At 34.6% G+C, this 19,310-nt stretch carries 17 protein-coding genes; 12 read left to right on the top strand and 5 right to left on the bottom strand.

Translation table 11 applies throughout. The features are described from left to right. The first annotated feature begins 9 nt into the window (after positions 1 to 9). Positions 10 to 480 carry an Lrp/AsnC family transcriptional regulator gene (locus ABEB23_RS13615; RefSeq protein ID WP_348813158.1) on the top strand — a complete coding sequence of 157 codons (471 nt, stop codon included), beginning with the start codon at positions 10 to 12 and terminating at the stop codon, positions 478 to 480. A 115-nt stretch (positions 481 to 595) separates the two neighbouring features. On the opposite strand, the gene ABEB23_RS13610 is transcribed toward ABEB23_RS13615, so the two are convergent. From ABEB23_RS13610 to leuS, 3 genes are all read right to left on the bottom strand, one after another. Next, on the bottom strand, positions 596 to 1,285 hold the full coding sequence (locus tag ABEB23_RS13610; protein ID WP_348813157.1) for a zinc metallopeptidase: 690 nt from the start codon (positions 1,283 to 1,285) through the stop codon (positions 596 to 598). 85 nt (positions 1,286 to 1,370) lie between these two features. Further along, positions 1,371 to 1,556 carry a hypothetical protein gene (locus ABEB23_RS13605; protein ID WP_348813156.1) on the bottom strand — a complete coding sequence of 62 codons (186 nt, stop codon included), beginning with the start codon at positions 1,554 to 1,556 and terminating at the stop codon, positions 1,371 to 1,373. Between the two features lie 162 nt (positions 1,557 to 1,718). Beyond that, complete coding sequence (gene leuS, locus ABEB23_RS13600) at positions 1,719 to 4,583, bottom strand: leucine--tRNA ligase (protein ID WP_348813155.1); 2,865 nt, start codon at positions 4,581 to 4,583, stop codon at positions 1,719 to 1,721. Positions 4,584 to 4,747: 164 nt separating this feature from the next. Here leuS and ABEB23_RS13595 point away from each other — a divergent pair, with 164 nt between their 5' ends. From ABEB23_RS13595 to ABEB23_RS13575, 5 genes are all read left to right on the top strand, one after another. Then, the gene (locus ABEB23_RS13595) at positions 4,748 to 5,623 is read left to right on the top strand and encodes a cell division protein FtsX (protein WP_348813154.1); all 876 of its coding nucleotides are present in this window, start codon (positions 4,748 to 4,750) and stop codon (positions 5,621 to 5,623) included. A 73-nt stretch (positions 5,624 to 5,696) separates the two neighbouring features. Beyond that, positions 5,697 to 5,939: a DUF3098 domain-containing protein gene (locus ABEB23_RS13590; RefSeq protein WP_348813153.1), complete on the top strand. Its 243-nt coding sequence runs from the start codon at positions 5,697 to 5,699 to the stop codon at positions 5,937 to 5,939. 61 nt (positions 5,940 to 6,000) lie between these two features. Further along, positions 6,001 to 6,810 (top strand): undecaprenyl-diphosphate phosphatase, encoded by an 810-nt coding sequence (locus ABEB23_RS13585; protein WP_348813152.1) that lies wholly within the window; start codon positions 6,001 to 6,003, stop codon positions 6,808 to 6,810. Positions 6,811 to 6,816: 6 nt separating this feature from the next. Then, a complete protein-coding gene (truB, locus tag ABEB23_RS13580; RefSeq protein ID WP_348813151.1) occupies positions 6,817 to 7,515 on the top strand; it encodes a tRNA pseudouridine(55) synthase TruB in 699 nt (232 codons plus the stop codon). Between the two features lie 577 nt (positions 7,516 to 8,092). Continuing rightward, complete coding sequence (locus ABEB23_RS13575) at positions 8,093 to 8,644, top strand: hypothetical protein (protein WP_348813150.1); 552 nt, start codon at positions 8,093 to 8,095, stop codon at positions 8,642 to 8,644. Here the strand turns inward: ABEB23_RS13575 and ABEB23_RS13570 are convergent. Beyond that, on the bottom strand, positions 8,613 to 9,221 hold the full coding sequence (locus tag ABEB23_RS13570) for a thioredoxin family protein (protein WP_348813149.1): 609 nt from the start codon (positions 9,219 to 9,221) through the stop codon (positions 8,613 to 8,615). The genes ABEB23_RS13575 and ABEB23_RS13570 overlap by 32 nt on opposite strands. A gap of 213 nt (positions 9,222 to 9,434) precedes the next feature. On the opposite strand from ABEB23_RS13570, the gene pyrH reads away from it, so the two are divergent. The 6 genes from pyrH to ABEB23_RS13540 all read left to right on the top strand — a co-directional run bounded on the left by pyrH (position 9,435) and on the right by ABEB23_RS13540 (position 16,926). Next, complete coding sequence (pyrH, locus tag ABEB23_RS13565) at positions 9,435 to 10,142, top strand: UMP kinase (protein ID WP_348813148.1); 708 nt, start codon at positions 9,435 to 9,437, stop codon at positions 10,140 to 10,142. A gap of 70 nt (positions 10,143 to 10,212) precedes the next feature. Further along, entirely contained in the window at positions 10,213 to 10,776 is a 564-nt protein-coding gene (frr, locus tag ABEB23_RS13560; protein ID WP_348813147.1) for a ribosome recycling factor, read from the top strand. Positions 10,777 to 10,929: 153 nt separating this feature from the next. Further along, positions 10,930 to 12,006 (top strand): Ppx/GppA phosphatase family protein, encoded by a 1,077-nt coding sequence (locus tag ABEB23_RS13555; protein ID WP_348813146.1) that lies wholly within the window; start codon positions 10,930 to 10,932, stop codon positions 12,004 to 12,006. An 82-nt stretch (positions 12,007 to 12,088) separates the two neighbouring features. Further along, the gene (locus ABEB23_RS13550) at positions 12,089 to 13,345 is read left to right on the top strand and encodes an MDR family MFS transporter (protein WP_348813145.1); all 1,257 of its coding nucleotides are present in this window, start codon (positions 12,089 to 12,091) and stop codon (positions 13,343 to 13,345) included. Between the two features lie 42 nt (positions 13,346 to 13,387). After that, entirely contained in the window at positions 13,388 to 14,275 is an 888-nt protein-coding gene (locus ABEB23_RS13545; RefSeq protein WP_348813144.1) for a DUF8428 domain-containing protein, read from the top strand. Positions 14,276 to 14,427: 152 nt separating this feature from the next. After that, positions 14,428 to 16,926 carry a DUF5686 family protein gene (locus ABEB23_RS13540; protein ID WP_348813143.1) on the top strand — a complete coding sequence of 833 codons (2,499 nt, stop codon included), beginning with the start codon at positions 14,428 to 14,430 and terminating at the stop codon, positions 16,924 to 16,926. 45 nt (positions 16,927 to 16,971) lie between these two features. On the opposite strand, the gene ABEB23_RS13535 is transcribed toward ABEB23_RS13540, so the two are convergent. Beyond that, a complete protein-coding gene (locus ABEB23_RS13535; protein WP_348813142.1) occupies positions 16,972 to 19,242 on the bottom strand; it encodes a cation:proton antiporter in 2,271 nt (756 codons plus the stop codon). Between the last annotated feature and the right edge of the window lie 68 nt (positions 19,243 to 19,310).

The raw sequence follows: 19,310 nt of genomic DNA, 5'->3' as shown, positions 1-19,310 counted from the left end.
TAGCAATTTATGAAAATCAATTCCCTTGCAGTAGAAATAGATGGTATCGACAAAGAAATTTTACGTTACCTGATGGAAGATGCCCGAAAACCAATTCTTCAAATTGCCAATAAAATAGGTATATCGGGTGCCGCTATTCACCAGCGATTGCGCAAACTGGAACAATCGGGCGTAATTTCCGGTTCAAAATTCACAGTAAACCATAAAGTTTTAGGATACAACACGATGGCCTTTGTTGGAATTTATCTGGACAAAGCCGCGAGAAATGCGGAGGCAGTAAAAGATTTAAAAAAAATTCCGGAAGTTTTGGAATGTCATTATACCACAGGAAACTGGTCCATTCTAATAAAAATTATTTGTCGGGACAACGAACATTTAATGCACTTACTTAACACCAAAATTCAAGCGATTGAAGGCGTTTCCAGAACAGAAACCTTCATCTCCTTAGACCAACAAATCGACCGACAGATACAGCTTTAGATTTTTAGATAATTAATTTATTAGACTGTTAGATTTCTAAAACAAGGAAACCGTCTCGTTACGATAACAAGACGGTTTTTTCTATAATTCTCTAAAGATCTAATTTTCTAACAATCTATTCTCTTCTGCTGCCCCCCAAATAAATGGAAACATAATACAATAATGTCGCAATAGACCCCAAAGCCGCTACTACATAGGTTCTGGCTGCCCATTTAAGAGAATCTTCTGCGCCCGAGTATTCTGCACGGGTTAACATGTTTTTATTTTTTAACCAAGCCAATGCGCGATTACTCGCATCATATTCTACCGGCAAAGTAATTATCGAAAACAAAGTTGTTGCAGCAAAAATAATAATCCCAACCAACAACAGTTGCGGAAACGTTTTCAGCATCAAGATACCCGCAAGTAAAATCCACTGCATGTAATGTGACGCCACATTAACCACTGGCACTAATTTAGACCGCATATTCAACCATTCGTAACCAACAGCATGTTGTACAGCGTGACCACATTCGTGTGCAGCTACAGCAGCCGCAGCAGCATTTCTTTGATTATAAACCGCCTCACTCAAGTTTACTGTTTTATCCAAAGGATTGTAATGATCTGTTAACTGTCCCGGTGTGGAGATCACTCTGACATCACGAATTCCGTTATCGGCAAGCATTTTTTCGGCGATTTCGGCTCCCGACATACCGTTTTGTAAATGCAATTTAGAATAATGTTCAAATTTGCTTTTTAGTCTTGAACTAACCAACCAGCTAAACAGCATAATTGCTCCAGCCAATATCAAATAACTCATTCCCATATTTTTAATTTGTTTTTGTTTATTGTTTCCAAAGAACCATCAAATTCTGAACCATTAATTTACAATGTCATTTTGGCATTTTACCTTATTTGCATATAGTTATAAAGGCTATTAATTCTGATGTTTCATAATACGTAAAAGAGACATTAATTACTTCATAACCTTGAGAAGACTTTGTATTCAAGAAAACTTCAACTTCTCTTGACAGTTCTTCTTTCATACTGGAAAAACCAGCCGTTTTCTTCAAAATGTGAATTTCGTGTTTTTTCATATTTTCATATTTTTTCTATTGACCACAAATATACGAAAATTGCTACAAAAAAATTCCAAACCCCAATCGTAAAATTGGAATTAGGAATTTTTAATATTGAAATTTGTAGCAAAGACGCACTGCAGCGCATCTTTACAATATGCATCTCTAGAGATCGAAATATTACCCCACCAAATTAATAATCTTCCCCGGAACAATAATTACCTTATTTGGTGTTTTACCGTCTAGTTGTTTAATGGTTCTTTCGTCTTTCATTACGATTTCCTCGATTTGTTCTTTGGTTAAATCCAAAGGCAAAACCATAGTAAAACGCATTTTCCCGTTGAAAGATACCGGATATTCCTTATCACTTTCTACCAAATGTTTTTCTTCTAAAGCTGGAAAAGGCACCGTTGCAATAGAACCTCTATTTCCTAACAATGACCACAACTCCTCAGCAATGTGTGGTGCATAAGGTGAAATCACAATCGCTAATGGTTCTAGTATAGCTCGAGAATGACAATTTTGCGTTGACAACTCATTCACACAAATCATAAACTGCGAAACCGAAGTATTGAAAGAGAAGCTCTCAATATCCTCTGCTACTTTCTTGATAGTTTTGTGCAATGATTTTAAGTTGTCTTTCGTTGGTTCGTCATTGGTAACAATCAAACCGTTTTCATCAAAATACAAACGACATAGTTTTTTCAAGAAACCAAAAACTCCCGAAATTCCAGCCGTATTCCAAGGCTTCGCTTGTTCCAATGGACCTAAGAACATTTCATACAAGCGCAAGGTATCAGCACCATATTCATTACAAATATCATCCGGAGTTACAACATTGTATTTGGATTTCGACATCTTTTCGATTTCGCGGCCAACTATGTATTTACCGTTTTCTTCACAAATAAATTCTGCATCTTTATAATCTTCCCTGAATTGTTTGAATTTCTCAATATCCAATTCTTCCGAAGCATTTACAAATGAAACATCAGTATGGATAGGCTGTACATTTTGTCCGTTAATTTTATTTTTTGAAACAAAAGTATTTGTCCCCTCCAATCTATAAACAAACGCACTCATCCCCAAAATCATCCCTTGATTAATCAATTTCTTGAATGGTTCTTCAGTTGGTGCAAAACCTTTGTCTTTTAAAAATTTATTCCAAAAACGAGAATACAACAAGTGACCTGTAGCATGCTCGCTTCCGCCAATGTATAAATCCACGCTTTCCCAATATGCCAAAGCTTCTTTACTGGCAAATTCGTTCTCGTTATGTGCATCCATATAACGCATCCAATACCAAGAACTTCCTGCCCAACCCGGCATCGTATTCAACTCTAATGGAAAAACAGTCACATTATCTATCAACTCCGTACTAACAACTGAACACTGAACACTATCCCAAGCCCAAACCGTTGCGTTTCCTAATGGTGGCAATCCGTCTTCGGTTGGTAAATACTTTTCTACTTCCGGCAAGATGATCGGCAAATGTTGCGCATCAATCATTTGTGGTAAGCCATTCACATAATACACTGGGAAAGGCTCCCCCCAATAACGTTGACGGGAGAAAACCGCATCACGCAAACGGTAATTGATTTTCCCTTTTCCTTGACCTATTTTTTCTAACTCTTCAATTATCTTTTTGGTTGCCTCTTTATAATTCAGTCCGTTTAGAAAATCTGAATTAGCAATCTCTACATTGTCTTTTGAACCAAAAGCCTCTTTGGAAATATCCACATTCGCAAAAATGTTTTTAATTTCCTGCATTCCGTTTTGACCTTTGAAGAAATTTGCAAAAGCATAATCTCTTTCGTCACCACAAGGAACCGCCATTACGGCACCTGTTCCATAACCCGCCAAAACATAATCCCCAATCCAAACCGGAATTGGTTCTTTGGTAAACGGATGCTCGGCATAAGCTCCCGTGAAAACTCCCGAAATGGTTTTTACATCGGCCATACGTTCTCTTTCGGAACGTTTGGCTGTTTTTTCTATATAAGCTTCAACTGCTTCTTTTTGTTCAGCAGTCGTGATTTGCGCAACCAATTCGTGTTCTGGCGCCAAAGTCATAAACGTAACTCCAAAAATAGTATCGGGACGCGTGGTAAATACATCTATATTAGCCTGATGATCTTTTACCTTAAAAGAAACCATAGCTCCAACTGACTTTCCAATCCAGTTTCTTTGGCTTTCCTTAATACTCTCGCTCCAGTCAATATCGTTCAAACCTTGCAACAAACGTTCTGCATAAGCTGAAATTCGCATACTCCACTGCGTCATTTTTTTACGAATCACAGGATAACCACCACGTTCGGAAACTCCATTCACAATTTCGTCATTCGCCAAAACCGTTCCCAATCCAGGACACCAGTTCACTTCAGTCTCTGCCAAATACGTCAATCGGTATTGCAACAAAATTTTCTCCTGTTGTTCTTTTGCGAAAGCATTCCATTCATTTGCAGTGAACACATCAATAGCATCATCACAAACTGCATTCACATTGGCATTTCCTTCCCTTGAAAAAATCGAGATTAAAGTCGAAACATCTTCTGCTTTATCAGAATCTTTATTATACCAAGAATTAAACAATTGGATAAAAATCCATTGTGTATGCTTGTAATAATCTGGATTAGAAGTACGCACTTCACGATCCCAATCAAATGAAAATCCTATTTTATCTAATTGCTTTCGGTACCCGGCAATCACTTTTCCTTCTTTGTCTACACCACCGTCAATATTTACCGAGGTCGTATCCTCTGGACGCTGTCCTGTCTGAATCGCATATTGCTCTGCCGGTAACCCAAAACTATCATACCCCATTGGGTGTAACACATTAAAACCCTGGTGTCTTTTGTACCTCGAATACACATCCGATGCGATGTATCCTAGCGGATGCCCAACGTGCAAGCCCGCCCCAGAAGGATAAGGAAACATATCCAACACATAATGCTTTGGTTTGTCTGAATCGTTTTTGGCAGCAAAAGTCTTATGCTCTGCCCAGTATTTTTGCCATTTGGCTTCAATTTCGTTCGGATTGTATTTCATTGTATCAAGGTTCTAAGCTACAAAGTAACTGAGTTTCTAAGGTTTATTCTCTTAATTTAAAGTTGGCAAATTTACGTTTATTGTACGAAAGTTAAAACTTTGGACGTTATTAACTTTAAATAAAGAAATTCTTTATTATTTTTACCCCATAATTTCAGTAAACTATGAGTTCTTCCTTTGATAAATTTCAAAAACGCAGATTAATTTCATCTTATTTTTCGGTAGTCCTAAGTGTATTCTTAGTTTTATTTCTGTTGGGAATGTTGGGTCTTTTTATTATAAATTCTAAAAAACTGGCTGACGATTTCAAAGAGAATATTGCGATGACCGTATTCTTTAAAAACGAAGCTAATGATAGTATTCTGAAAGCTTTTGGAACCGAATTAAAAACTGCCCGTTTTGCAAAAAAATCTGTTTATGTTTCGAAAGAGGAGGCTGCAAAGCAACATACTGATATTATTGGAGAAGATTTTGTTGCCTTTTTAGGTGAGAATCCATTACAGAATTCCTTTGATATCCACCTGAAAGCAGATTATGTGGAACGAGACAGTATCACAAAAATAGAAACCCGCTTGCGCAAAAATGCCATGATATCAGATATTGTTTACGACAAACAGCTAGTCAATTTGGTGAATGACAATATCAAAAAAGTGAGTATGTGGATTTTAATTGTCAGCGGATTTTTGGCAGTCATTGCTGTTTTGTTAATCAACAGTTCACTACGTTTATCTATTCACTCCAACCGATTTATCATTAAAACCATGCAAATGGTGGGCGCAACCAAAGCCTTCATCAGAAAGCCTTTTGTAATGCGAAGCATCAAACTCGGCATGATTGGTTCCGGATTGGCGATTCTAGCCTTAATCGGAGTACTGATTTATCTTGAAACTAATTTCCCAAGCCTTGGTATTGTTGAAGACAAATTTTTAATTGCTCTCGTTTTAATAAGTGTTTTTGGAATTGGTGTATTGATTACCTGGTTAAGTACTTATTTTGCCACGCAACGTTTTCTGAATCTAAGAACCGACGATTTATACTAATATTTATCTGTTGATTTGATTATTCGTTAATTCGAATTTGCACGATTCAGCTTTTAAAAACTACCCTATAACAATGAAAAACAACGACGATAAAAAAGAATTTCTTTTCGATAAAATAAACTACAAAATCCTATTAATTGGGATTGGAGTAATTGCTTTAGGATTCATTTTAATGTCAGGAGGAGGAAGCGAAGACCCAAATGTGTTCAATGAGGACATTTTCAACTTCAGAAGAATTCGTTTGGCACCAACTACCGTTCTTATTGGTTTTGGTATTACTATTTACGCCATTCTCAAAAACCCTAAAAAACAGTAAACAGTATTCCGTATTCAGTTGGTAACAGACTGAAAACTGAAAACTGAAAACTTTCTCAAAAATGAATATATTACAAGCTCTTATAATTGCCATAATTGAAGGATTAACAGAATATTTACCTGTTTCCTCCACAGGACACATGGTATTTGCCAGTTCTTATTTCGGAATTCAGGAAGATGATTTCGTAAAACTTTTTCAAGTTTCTATTCAATTCGGCGCTATTTTAGCCGTTGTCGCTTTATACTGGAAGAAATTTTTCGATTTCTCAAAATTCAACTTTTACATCAAACTGGCTTGTGCTGTAATTCCGGCTTTAGTTTTAGGGAAATTATTCGACGATAAAATCGAAGCTATTTTAGGAAACCCTATTCCTATAGCAATAGTATTAATTTTAGGCGGAGTCGTTTTACTTTTTATTGACAGTCGTTTTCAAAGCCCAACTGTTGTTCAAGAAGAAGACATCACGATTAAAAAAGCCGTAACTATCGGATTTTGGCAATGTTTAGCCATGATGCCAGGAACAAGCCGTTCGGCAGCATCTATTATTGGCGGCATGCAACAAGGATTAACCCGTCACGTAGCTGCCGAGTTTTCATTCTTTTTGGCCGTTCCAACCATGTTGGCAGTCACTTGTTATTCTGTGTTTTTAAAAACCTATGAAACATCCCAGATGAAGGGTTATGAACTTATTTTAAAATCAGATGAAAACATAAAACTATTCCTGATTGGAAATGTTGTTGCTTTTATCGTTGCGGTTTTAGCTATAAAATTCTTCATTGAAATTATTAAAAAATACGGCTTCAAACCTTGGGGTTGGTACCGGATTATCATGGGAATCTTTTTACTGATTTACTTTTCATACTTAAAATAATTTCCTTTGAAGACTGCTGAAGATTTCCAAAACGGACAGGTATTATTAATTGACAAACCATTGCATTGGACCTCTTTTCAGGCGGTTAACAAAATGAAATGGGCGTTGAAAAGCAAACTGGGTTTAAAGAAAATAAAAATTGGCCATGCAGGAACATTAGATCCTTTGGCAAGTGGACTGTTGTTAGTTTGCACTGGAAAATTCACAAAAAAAATTACAGAACTTCAAGGTCAAGCCAAAGAATACACAGGAACCTTTTTTATTGGAGCGACCACACCTTCCTATGATTTAGAAACTGAAGTAGACCAAACATTCCCTACTGCACATATCGATGAAGCTTTAATTCACGAAACGGTAAAACAATTTTTGGGTGAGATTGATCAAAAACCACCTATTTTTTCGGCTATTAAAAAAGATGGCATTCGCTTGTATGAACACGCACGTGCAGGTGAGACTGTAGAAATTGCAAGCAGAAAAACAACCATTCACGAATTTGAAATTACCCGAATTGCACTTCCTGAAATCGATTTCAGAGTAGTTTGCAGCAAAGGAACCTATATCCGTTCTTTAGCCTACGATTTTGGACGCGTTATGAATTCCGGTTCACATCTGACCGTTTTACGCCGAACAAAAATTGGGGATTATGATGTGACTGAGGCTATGGATGTGACCTTATTTGAACAAAGCCTAACCTCTGAATTATAATCAAAAAACAAAAACACATGACAAATACAGAATTGAATTTGCGATGTGTCTTCCTTTTAGAATTTAAAGTAATGTTTTAATCCATACTCTACTCTTTTTGTCTACTTGGCTATGCCATGATTTAATAATGAGTTATGTTTTCACCTCCAAATAGTAAAAACGACAAATAATCATAAACCCTTTCAAATAGCTTTTTCATAGCGATGTTTTTTTAAAATTGTTAAACAATATCTAAACACCCATAAAAAAAGTAAATCAAAATAATAGACCTGGTTGGCAGTCACTAAATTACATATTTTTTTCATAAAAAAATTAAAATTACAGCTAAAATAAAGTTAACTTATTAACAAAAAGCTACTTATAACTATAACTGCTTTTTACATTGAAGCAAAAAACTTCGCGATTCATCAACCTTTAGCATGTAATTATACCACTACAAAACGGCATGAACACTATTTTACTCGAAGACAATTTAACCTCAAATTTATAATAATCACTAAATTTTCGTAACTTAAAATTTTTAAAATCAAAGATAAAATCATAGCCACTGTATATCGATAACTTAAAAAATCAGTATATGAAAATCTTAGCTACTTTTTTATTTACGTTATTTTTCGCTTTTACTTTTTTTGCACAAAACAAAAGAAGTTCTTATTTGCAATTAAATTTTTCAACTCCTTTAAGAGGAACCTGGGACAGTGACGACGACTCAGACTATTTATTTTTACCCGACGGTTTAAATGTAAAATTTGGAGGCGGCTTACATTACAGTAAACGACTGGCTATTGGAATAAACACTGGTATTGATTGGATTGCCACTGAAAAACTGGTTGTAGTCCCTGTCTTTGGAAATCTGAAGTTAAGCACGAAAATCGACCCGGAAATGTTCCTGTTTCTTCAGGGTGGCTACGGAAAATCGATTGCCATCGGAAGAGGAAGTTTGACTGGCGATTATACTAAAATAGGATTGGGTCTGGAAGACATAGAAGGTTTAGGGCTGTTTACAGAATTCACCCAATATGGATTTTCGCTGTACAGCCCAGAAAAAATTTGGAGTATAAGTTTTGGAATTTCTTTTACCTACTTCACAAAACCAATTAGGAATCCAGCCCCTGCATCAGTTCCATAATTTCGTTTTGTGTACTCAATCCTTTATCATGAAAATACCACATTTGCAAATCGGCTTTAGCCGTTTCATCAACAACACCATGTTCTTTCTTGTAGTTTTGTATTAGTTCCACCGCTCCTGCAGGCCTTGGCCCCCAATCACCTACAACATTTCCTGTTGCCTTATCAATAACAATCAATTTAGGAATTGCTCTGGCACCATTTGTCAAAAAATCGTTCATCACATCATCATTATCATCCCGTAAAACAATTTTCAGATCAATCTTTCCATCTGTTTCTAATGCCATTTTATCAAAAACAGGAAGTGATTGCGCACCATCAGCGCACCAACCCTCAGCAATGACCAACCAAATGTATTGTTTTTTTAACGCGTGTAATTTTGAAACATTCTCTTCTGATATTTTAATCGTCTTATCCAATCGACGCAATCTCGTTTCATTCAACAAAGTGTAATGGGTTAATTCTTCGGATTGTCTCATTCCTGTTGATTTTCCAACTTCCAACAAATCTGAAACTACTTTTTTATATTCGGAATACGTGTAACTATTAAATAAGGCTTTGACAACTGAGGCTTTCATATTTTTATTATTTTATTTTTTTAACGGGATAAAATTAGAGTTAAAAAAAAAGACAAAAGGTGACATTTATTACTTAATGAAAATAAAATTCAAAAAAAAATCACAGCATAACTTGCAAAGTTATTTTTAAAATAAAACCGTAAAATTATTTTTTAAAACACTATTTCAAAAAATTAGAATATCCCTATATTTGCACCAAATAACTCAACACACATGAAATACAAAAGAATTCTTCTGAAATTAAGTGGCGAAGCTTTAATGGGCGATTTGCAATACGGAATTGACCCGAAAAGATTAGCTGAATATGCCGATGAAATTAAGCAGATTCATGCCAAAGGAGTTGAAATAGCCATTGTAATAGGTGGTGGAAATATTTTCAGAGGTGTTTCGGGAGTAAGTTCAGGAATGGATAGAGTTCAAGGAGATTATATGGGAATGTTAGCCACTGTTATTAACGGAATGGCATTACAAGGTGCGCTTGAAGACAAAGGCATGAAAACACGTTTGCAGACTGCCTTAAAAATGGAATCAATAGCTGAGCCATATATCAAAAGAAGAGCTGATCGTCACCTTGAAAAAGGCAGAATAGTAATTTTTGGAGCCGGAACTGGAAATCCTTATTTCACAACAGACACAGCTGCCGTTTTACGTGGTATAGAAATTAATGCCGATGTAATCTTGAAAGGAACTCGCGTGGACGGTGTATATGATTCGGATCCTGAAAAAAACGCTTCTGCAGTAAAATTCGATTTTATCTCTTTTGATGATGTTTTGAAAAAAGGATTAAACGTAATGGACACTACTGCATTCACTTTAAGTCAAGAAAACAAACTTCCAATCGTTGTTTTTGATATGAATAAAGTGGGCAATTTATTAAAAATCTGCACAGGAGAAAACATAGGAACTGTAGTAAACATATAATCTTGTGTCACAGTTTATAGTCACAGTCATGTGACCTGTAAACTGCGACTGCGACTGAAAACTTAAAAATATGACTGAAGAAATTGAATTTATATTAGATAGTACCAAAGAATCAATGACTGGTACTATTGCACATTTAGAAAAATCATTCTTGAATATCCGTGCCGGGAAAGCATCACCTGCCATGTTAGGAAGTGTTTTTGTAGATTATTACGGATCCGCAACCCCGCTTTCGCAAGTATCAAAAATCAGTGTTCCTGATGCAAGAACCATTACACTTCAGCCTTTCGAAAAAAACATGCTTCATGCGATAGAAAAAGCAATTATGATTGCTAATATAGGCTTCAATCCAATGAATAATGGAGATGTTGTTATCATAAGCGTTCCGCCATTGACAGAAGAAAGAAGACGTGAACTTGCCAAACAAGCTAAGGCAGAAGCAGAAGATGCAAAAGTTGGTATTCGAAATGCTCGTAAAGACGCTAATACTGATATTAAAAAATTGGAAAAAGAAGGAACTTCAGAAGACATTTGTAAAAGTGCGGAAGAAGAGGTACAAAACTTAACCAATAGTTTTATCAAAAAGATTGACGAACTTCTAGTACAAAAAGATGCCGAAATAATGAAAGTATAGTAATTTTCGTTTAAAAACACACTAAATCCGACTTGTTAATTTAATCAAGTCGGATTTTTTTTACGCCAAAAATAACTTTATCCACTATAATATTTAATATATTTGAGACCCCCTTAGAATCAAATCTATTTATTAACTTAACCATTATTAATAATGAAAATTAAAAAAACACTACTTGCTTCGGTTTTTCTATTACTATTTTTTCAAAATCACTTACTTGCACAAGACTCAGGCATATTTGCCGGAATTGAAATAGGCAGTAAAGGAATAAAAATGTCTGTTATAGAGGTTACCAATATTAAAAGAGGAAGCTTTGATATCAAATCATATTGGTCTGAAAATGTCGGAATTGCAAAAGGAATAGCAATTGATGGTAATTTAGCTCAAGAAGATATTGAAAAGGCAGTAACTGTTGTCTTGTCCAATTACATCAAAATAAAAAACGAGATAAAAGTACCCGAAGATAATATTTTCATAGTTGGATCCTCTGGAGTTGCAATGGCAAAAAACACAAAGGATTTAATTGACAAAATCAAATTAGCAACAAACAAGGACGTAGAATTCATTGATGCCCAAACAGAAGGAAGAATGCTTTTAAAAGGCTGCGTTCCCCCTGTTGACTATCAAGATTCTATGGTTTTAGATATTGGTGGCGGAAACACAAAAGGTGGATACATTGATGTAAGAAACAATGATACTTTTGTATTTTTCCCTCTAAGCGTTAATTATGGAACAATAACATTAACTGAAGCCATCAATAAAAAAACTAAAAAAGATGACATTTCAGAATATAATGAGAAAGCATTTGGGTTTTTACCTACATTAAGAAAGCAAGTAGACGCCATGTACGGCTCAAGTCCGGTTGCTTTAGAAAAAGAAAAAGTATTCATGTCAGGCGGAGCTGTTTGGGCTTTTTACACACTCTATTATGGCGCTGCTAAAGAAACGTTTAACAAATTTAATTTAGAAGACGTTCTTAATTACGATGCAGTTTTAAAAAACAACTTTAGAAAATTCGAAGAATTAGCCAAAACAGACAAAGATGTCGAACGTGTACTAAAAACATATTCACAAAAATATCTAATTTCAGCCAGTAATATATTTCTAGTTTGTCTTGAAGCTATACCAGAAATAAATGATAAAAAACTATACTTTGCCAAAGAAGGGCAAATTGCATGGCTGGTTTCTTATATAGCAGACAGATCTAAAAAAGTTAAAAAGATCTACTAATAATTTTATTTGATAGAAAACTGAACTTATCAATAATGGTATATCCCCAATACTATCCTTATTGATTTAAACATTAAATAAAATGAAAAGTTATTTAAACACCTACTTTGATAACTTTAAAGGTTTTTCAAGAGAAATATGGGTCTTAACATTAATAACCTATATCAATCGGGCAGGAGCCATGGTTATGCTCTTTTTGACTAAATATTTGCATGAGAGTATGTTTTTTAGTCTTACGGAAATAGGCTGGATGTTAGTTTGCATTGGTATTGGCGCTTTGGTTGGCGCCTGGGTTGGAGGAAAACTTACTGACCGACTTGGTTTTTATACAGTTATGCTGTCAAGCCTGTTCCTAACAGGCTTTGGCATTATTTCCTTAATGTTTTTGTACGATTTTGCAGAAATATGTATCGGTTTATTTTTAGTCACAGTAATCGCAGATATGTATAAACCTGCCATGTATGTCGCCGTATCGAACTTCACCAACAAAGAAAACCGGACAAGAGCATTAACTTTAGTTAGATTAGCAGTGAATCTGGGTATTGTTTCCGGACCTGTTATAGCTGGTTTAATAATACAAAAAGACAACTATGATATGTTGTTCTGGATAGACGGCTTAACCTGTGTATTTGCAATTTCAATTTTCATGCTGTTAATCGACGAGAGTAAGATTTATAAGGCCAGGAAGAAAATTCAAAGAAATAAAAAAATTAAAAGTGTCGGTAATAGTAATCTAATACAGGATAAAAACTTTATCATTTTCTTGTTTGCCAGTTTTTCGACTGCCATTTTATTTTTTCAATTATTCACAACTATACCAATGTACAACTCTGAGAAATTAAAACTTAGCGAATTGAGCATTGGATTGCTTTTAGCCTTAAATGGGCTATTGATATTTCTTTTTGAAATGCCTTTAATAGGTTTTCTGGAAAAAAAGAATTTTGAAACAACAAAGATTATATTGCAAGGTTCAGTATTTATGACTTTAGGATTCTTTTTTCTACTTTTTTCAAAATCAATTTTCATATTAGTAATTAGCATTTTTTTCATCACCTTAGGCCAAATATTATTATTTTCATTTTCTAATACTTTTGCCTTTGCCAGAGCTGTTAATGGCCAGGAAGGAAAATACATGGCCTTTTATGCGATGAGTTTTAGTGCTGCACAAATATTAAGTCCCAAGGTTGGCTTTAGCATTATTGAAAGTTTTAGTTATTTTTCAAACTGGTTATTAATGGCAGCCATAGGGTTAATAGGAATATTTTTATATTATAAATTGGACAAAAACATTAAATATGAAAACATGTCAAAAGATTTGCAGCAATCAAACTTTAATTAATATCCTAAAAATATATACTTGCTAGACAAATAGCTTAAAATTATGTCAAAAAAAGTTGAACAAAAACACAACACCAATAGTTTAAAGATTGTAATTATTTTGTTAACCCTTACAATAATTGGCAGTTTTTACTATATCTATAAAATGTCTGATAGATCAAAAGACATGATTATTTCGCTTAGAGAGCAAAAATCAAACATCCTGAATGACCTAGAAAAATCTCAATTATTCCTAGACCATGTGTTAACTTCAAACAAATCATTGTCAAAAAAATTAACTCTAGAACAAGTTAAAATAAAAAAACTCATTCTTGATTTAAAGAAAAAAAGAATTAATGAGAAAACCATTGTGGTTTATAAAAAAAGTGCAAATGACATAGATGACAGACTCAAATTACTACTTGCGGAAATAAATTTATATAAAAAGAAAATAGACAGCACCAACAATATTTTACATAACACCAAAATTGTTCTAAAAAAAGAAAAATCAAAGAATGACACATTAACCGTTTCCAACAGAAAATTAGTTAAAAAAATTACGGCCGCAGCAAAACTCTATTTTTACGATTTACAAACAGCTTCATTTAAAATAAAAAGCTCGGGAAAAGAAACTGAAACAAATAATGCGAACAAAGTTGATTTACTGAAAATCAGTTTTATGATTGCTGAAAGTGATTTAGTTAAATCTACCACTAAAGAATTTTTTATTCAAATTATCGACAGTAAAAACAATGTTTTAGGAACTAAGAAAGTTGAGAAATTCGGGAATCAAATCTTAAGTTACAGTACTTCTTTAAAATTAAAATATGAAAATAAAACCGTAAAAGTTGAAGGTGAAATACCTGTAAGCAACTTAGAAGAAGGCCTTTTTTATGTTAATATTTTTGATGATTCCAAGTTAGTCCTAAAATCAACTTTTACTTTAAACTAAACATATCTTCACGAAACCTGAAAAAGTATATTAACTTTTAACAAATCAATAGATATTAAAAAATCCGTTCGCTTAGGTGAACGGATTTTTTTATTCTTATTTTTGCCATAACAAAATGTGATTTCATCCGTTTAGCCCTAATAGTCTTTTTTATGAAGCACTTCTGTTTACTGATGTTCTTTTTTTCATTCTCGCTTCAGGCGCAATTTCAAATAAACGGAATTGTTAAAGACACCTCTACCAACAAACCCCTTCCTTTTGCCACTATAACCAGTGATGATGGGACTAATACTATCTCCGATGTTGACGGAAAATTTAGCATTATATCCAAAAAAAACATAAGCACTTTTGATGTTTCTTACATTGGCTACACAAAAGCTATCGTTAGAATTGAAAACAACAAAAATTATTATGTAGTACTGCTCTTGCAAAACACAAATAATTTGAACGAGATTGTCATTTCAAGAGAAAATCCTGCTTTAGCAATTATCAAAAAAACAATAGAGGCCAAAGACGCTAATGATCCTCAAAAAAAATTAAACAGTTTTGAATTCAAATCCTACAATAGACTAATTGTCTCAGCCAATCCTGACTCGATAAGCGGAAAGATCGATTCTGTCTTTGTTCAAAAATCTTATGGATCTCAATTTATTAAAATTGATTCCGCCAATTATAAATTCAAAGAAATTGTACGCCAACAACATTTGTTTCAAACAGAGAAAGTTTCACAATATCAATTTAGTGATAACCAACTTAAAGAAACCATATTAGGAACAAAAATGGCTGGTTTCAAACAGCCCGTCTATGAAATCATCGCCTTCAACCTGCAGTCCTTTTCTATCTACGACAATAATTACGAACTTTTTGAAACCAAATACAATAGTCCATTTGCTCCCGACGCCCTAAAAGACTATAATTACAAACTTCTAGACTCGGTTGTTGTAGATGGCAGAAATACCTATATGATTTATTTCAAAAACAGAAAGAAAAGAAAAGCATCAGGCTTAGAAGGTGTACTTTATGTCGACCAAGAGAGTTTTGCGATTGCCAAAGCGGTTATGCGTATCAAAGGCGTTCTCGACATCAGCGGAATTCACGATTTTAGATATATTCCCGAAGAAAAAATATGGTTTCCTTCAACTAAAACATTTAAAATTGTAAAAGGTAAAAATGATGATGATATAAAAATCCTTGGGGGAACCATTCAATTTGAAGGAGACGTAGAAAAAAATTTCAAACCAAGAAAAAAAGAAGCTTCTGACTACACTTATTTGCTTTCGGAAAGCAACAATTTCGACTTAAAATACAATATTCCACTACAAATAAAAAAACCCTCTATTTATATCGAAATTAAAGATGAGGCAGTCAACAAACCAGAAGACTTTTGGAACAAATACAGAAAAGACAGTTTGGATATTCGCAGTCAAAAAACCTATTTGGTCTTAGACAGCCTCTCTATAAAAAAAAGAATTGAAAGTAAGATAAGTATTGGACGCAAAGTCATAAATGGTTACTTACCATTGGGATTTTTCGATTTAGACCTGCGTAAAATAATTAGCTACAACAATTACGAAGGACTCCGATTGGGAGTTGGAGGAATTACCAATGAAAATTTTGCCAAAAAATACAAAATAGAAGGTTACGCTGCTTACGGAACGAGAGACAAGGCCTATAAATACAGCCTAGGAGCAGGAACCCGACTCGATAAATTTACCAATTCATGGATTGGTGTTTCCTATACCGACGATGTTCGGGAAATTGCAAGTACCGTTTTTGCAATTGACAAAAGAGCTTTTAAAATCTATGACCCGAGACCCATAAACATAAGTACTTTTTACAATTATTTGAGCTGGAAAACATTTGTAGAAACCAAAATAATACCTAAAACAGAGAGCATTTTTGAACTTTCTCAGACTTATGTTGAACCTAAATTTAGTTATGCCTTTAACATAAATGAAAAGTTGTACTACAGCTATAATATGACAACCGCAATGATTTCCTTGAGATGGAATCCATTCAGCGATTACATGCAAACCCCAACCGGACGACTAGAAGTAGAAAAACGTTTCCCTAAATTCACACTTCAATACACCCAATCATTACCCAATATCTGGCAAAACGATTTCGATTTCAGTAAAATAGATTTCCGAACAGAATATGAAAAGAATTTTTTAAACGGACAAAAAACAAGCCTTCTTTTTGAAGCTGGTTATGCAATTGGAGATGTCCCATTAACCCATCTCTACAATACCGCTCCTAACAATCTTAACAAAGAAACTGTCATCCAGAGAATCACTTTTGCCGGTAAAAACAGTTTTGAAACCATGTTTTTTAATGAGTTTTTCTCAAGTAAATACGCCTATTTCCAATTTAAACACGGCTTTAGCAGAGTCACTATTTTCAAAAAGATAAAACCTTCTCTGGTATTGGTTAGCAGAATGGCCTGGGGAGATATGGACAAGCCCGAACAACATGTTGGCATAGAATACAAAACGCTGAACAAAGGATTTTTTGAATCGGGAATCGAACTCAATCAGATTTTTAACGGATTAGGGTTGGGTGGTTTTTACCGTTACGGCCCCAACCAACTGCCCAAATTCGAAGATAACATAGCCATAAAAATCAGCTTTATACTTAATTTAGGACTTTAAAAGAGTCCTGCAAACTCTAAGAAAGCAGGACTCTATTTTATATAATTACGGTTTGATAATCAATACAGAAGGCGTGTTGTTGAGCCAAATACTTTGGGTATCGATTAGTTTTTTCCAACTGTCTAAACTGACTATCATCAAATCCTGCTGTTCTAAAAACTCCTTTTTAATAGTCCTTTCATTCATCATCATGATATGATTGGGCGCTATTTGCTCTATGGAACGAATACCTTCTTGAATTTCCCTATTGTTTTTTACCTGTCCAGCAGCATCCAAAACTGTAATTTGAGAGCCATTATTCCGAATTAGCTTTTGGGCAAATTGAATCAGAAAGGCATCCTCATCACTAAAAAGAGGCATGAAAACCCGATTAATGTCATCTAATTCCTTATCCACAAGAATCCCAACCGACATTTTACTTTTAGCAAGAATTTGTCTTGTTCTTTCATCGAAAGGAGAATTTTCAAACAAGCCTTCTTTCCCAGTAAATTTATCAATCAAACGATCCGGATTAATAATCCTAGTTGTAAAACCAAGTACTTTTCCCAATAATGTACCATCAAAAATAGATTGTCCCAAACCAACTAATAACAGATCATAATCCCCATGATTGGCTGTGTCGACTATATCTGAGTCAATATCATTAGAAGCTTTGAAAAGAGTGACAATTTTTTGATTTAAATTTTCTGATTCAGAAACAACAGGCGAAAACATTTCTCGTTCATAATCTTTCACATCAAAGGAATGCAACTCTGAAGTTAACGACAAGTGCATAGCAGTGACGACCGTGTTCCCACTTTGTTTTTTAACAAAACTATTGGCTACTTTCAACAATGTTTTCCCTTTTTCGGGAGAGGCAAAAGAAATCAGAACTTTGTATTTGCTTTTATTGCTTATTTCTTCTGGGACAATACTGCTTTTGCCTTTAAAAATATAATTAATCAAATCCAAAGCCGGTCCGGTCATAAAGGTGGTAGTCAATGCCATAATAACCATCATGGTGAAAATTTCACTTGACAACACGCCCAAATCATAACCTATATTCAGCACTACCAATTCCATCAATCCCCTCGTATTCATTAATGTCCCAATAGACAAACTATCTTTCCAGCTATGACCTACGAACTTAGCTGCTATTGCACTGCCAAAAAACTTTCCGACCACGGCAACCAAAATAATCAAGCCAGTAATTTTCCACAAATGAGGATCATCAATTAATCCTATTTGGGTCCTTAAACCCGTAAAAACAAAAAACAAAGGAAGTAAAATTACCACTGAAACGTCTTCAACTTTTTCAATAAAAATAGTGCGGAATTTATTATTTTCAGGCATGATTGCCCCAGCCAAAAAAGCTCCAAACAATGCGTGAATCCCTATCAGCTCAGACGCATAAGAGGACAGTAATAATGTCAAAAAGAAAATAGCCACTACCGGTTTGTTCAGACTTTCTCGCGTTGCATTTAAATCACCAACCCTTTTTAGAAATGGCCTAACCACTTTTAGCATTACTATTACATAAATTACTGCCAATGCAATAACGTATAGAGAACTGGTAAATGAACCAGCTTTCACAATCGCGATTACTGCCGCCAAAATACACCAGGCCGTAATATCATCTGCAGCGGCACAGGTAATTACAATCGCCCCTAATTTAGTTTTATGAATTCCGCGTTCCCTGACAATCCCAGCCAAAACCGGAAATGCCGTAATACTCATCGCAATTCCCAAGAACAATCCAAAAGAAAGAAATTCAATCCCTGGTGGAGCAAAAGAGTGGTAAATAAAATAAGCAAGCCCCAAACCTAAAGTAAACGGAATAATAATACTGGCATGGCTAATAACAACAGCATCATGCGCTTTATTCTTAAGCACTTTTAAATCCAACTCCATCCCAATCACAAACATAAAAAGGATTAACCCAATCTGACTCAAAAACTGCAAGTTGCCTAACGAATCTTTTGGGAATAATGTTTCCGAAAATTCGGGAAAATACATCCCAATTAAAGAAGGACCTAAAACAATACCCGCGATCATCTCTCCAATCACTGTTGGTTGTCCAATTCTTCTGCAAACCCATCCAAAAAACCGAGCTACGAAAATAATAGTGATGATTTGCGCCAAAAGAATGGTTAAGGGATGTTGCAAATTATGATTCATCGACATTACAAAATCATTCCAATGACCGTTTTCTATCTGATGAGAAACAATATTACGCCCTTGTTGCAGCAATTTCCCCTTTAGGATAATCCAATACATCAAGACAGAAGAGCCGCCTATAATTATCAAATAAAAAAACGAATTTTTAATACTTCTCATACAACTTTTTTAAATTATCATTTAATTTATAGTGCAAATATGGCAAGTGATTATTGAGAAATAAAGAG

The organism is Flavobacterium maritimum (assembly GCF_040049085.1).
Classification (GTDB): Bacteria; Bacteroidota; Bacteroidia; order Flavobacteriales; family Flavobacteriaceae; genus Flavobacterium; species Flavobacterium maritimum.
Note: the sequence above shows the minus strand (reverse complement) of the source record. Positions and strands in the feature narration are given on the sequence as shown.

Bases quoted from the DNA above. Each gene is read 5' to 3' on its own strand.
- ABEB23_RS13615 (WP_348813158.1), top strand. From the start codon at position 10: ATGAAAATCAATTCCCTTGCAGTAGAAATAGATGGTATCGACAAAGAA.
- ABEB23_RS13610 (WP_348813157.1), bottom strand. From the start codon at position 1,285: ATGGGAATGAGTTATTTGATATTGGCTGGAGCAATTATGCTGTTTAGC.
- ABEB23_RS13605 (WP_348813156.1), bottom strand. From the start codon at position 1,556: ATGAAAAAACACGAAATTCACATTTTGAAGAAAACGGCTGGTTTTTCC.
- leuS (WP_348813155.1), bottom strand. From the start codon at position 4,583: ATGAAATACAATCCGAACGAAATTGAAGCCAAATGGCAAAAATACTGG.
- ABEB23_RS13595 (WP_348813154.1), top strand. From the start codon at position 4,748: ATGAGTTCTTCCTTTGATAAATTTCAAAAACGCAGATTAATTTCATCT.
- ABEB23_RS13590 (WP_348813153.1), top strand. From the start codon at position 5,697: ATGAAAAACAACGACGATAAAAAAGAATTTCTTTTCGATAAAATAAAC.
- ABEB23_RS13585 (WP_348813152.1), top strand. From the start codon at position 6,001: ATGAATATATTACAAGCTCTTATAATTGCCATAATTGAAGGATTAACA.
- ABEB23_RS13575 (WP_348813150.1), top strand. From the start codon at position 8,093: ATGAAAATCTTAGCTACTTTTTTATTTACGTTATTTTTCGCTTTTACT.
- ABEB23_RS13570 (WP_348813149.1), bottom strand. From the start codon at position 9,221: ATGAAAGCCTCAGTTGTCAAAGCCTTATTTAATAGTTACACGTATTCC.
- pyrH (WP_348813148.1), top strand. From the start codon at position 9,435: ATGAAATACAAAAGAATTCTTCTGAAATTAAGTGGCGAAGCTTTAATG.
- frr (WP_348813147.1), top strand. From the start codon at position 10,213: ATGACTGAAGAAATTGAATTTATATTAGATAGTACCAAAGAATCAATG.
- ABEB23_RS13555 (WP_348813146.1), top strand. From the start codon at position 10,930: ATGAAAATTAAAAAAACACTACTTGCTTCGGTTTTTCTATTACTATTT.
- ABEB23_RS13550 (WP_348813145.1), top strand. From the start codon at position 12,089: ATGAAAAGTTATTTAAACACCTACTTTGATAACTTTAAAGGTTTTTCA.
- ABEB23_RS13545 (WP_348813144.1), top strand. From the start codon at position 13,388: ATGTCAAAAAAAGTTGAACAAAAACACAACACCAATAGTTTAAAGATT.
- ABEB23_RS13540 (WP_348813143.1), top strand. From the start codon at position 14,428: ATGAAGCACTTCTGTTTACTGATGTTCTTTTTTTCATTCTCGCTTCAG.
- ABEB23_RS13535 (WP_348813142.1), bottom strand. From the start codon at position 19,242: ATGAGAAGTATTAAAAATTCGTTTTTTTATTTGATAATTATAGGCGGC.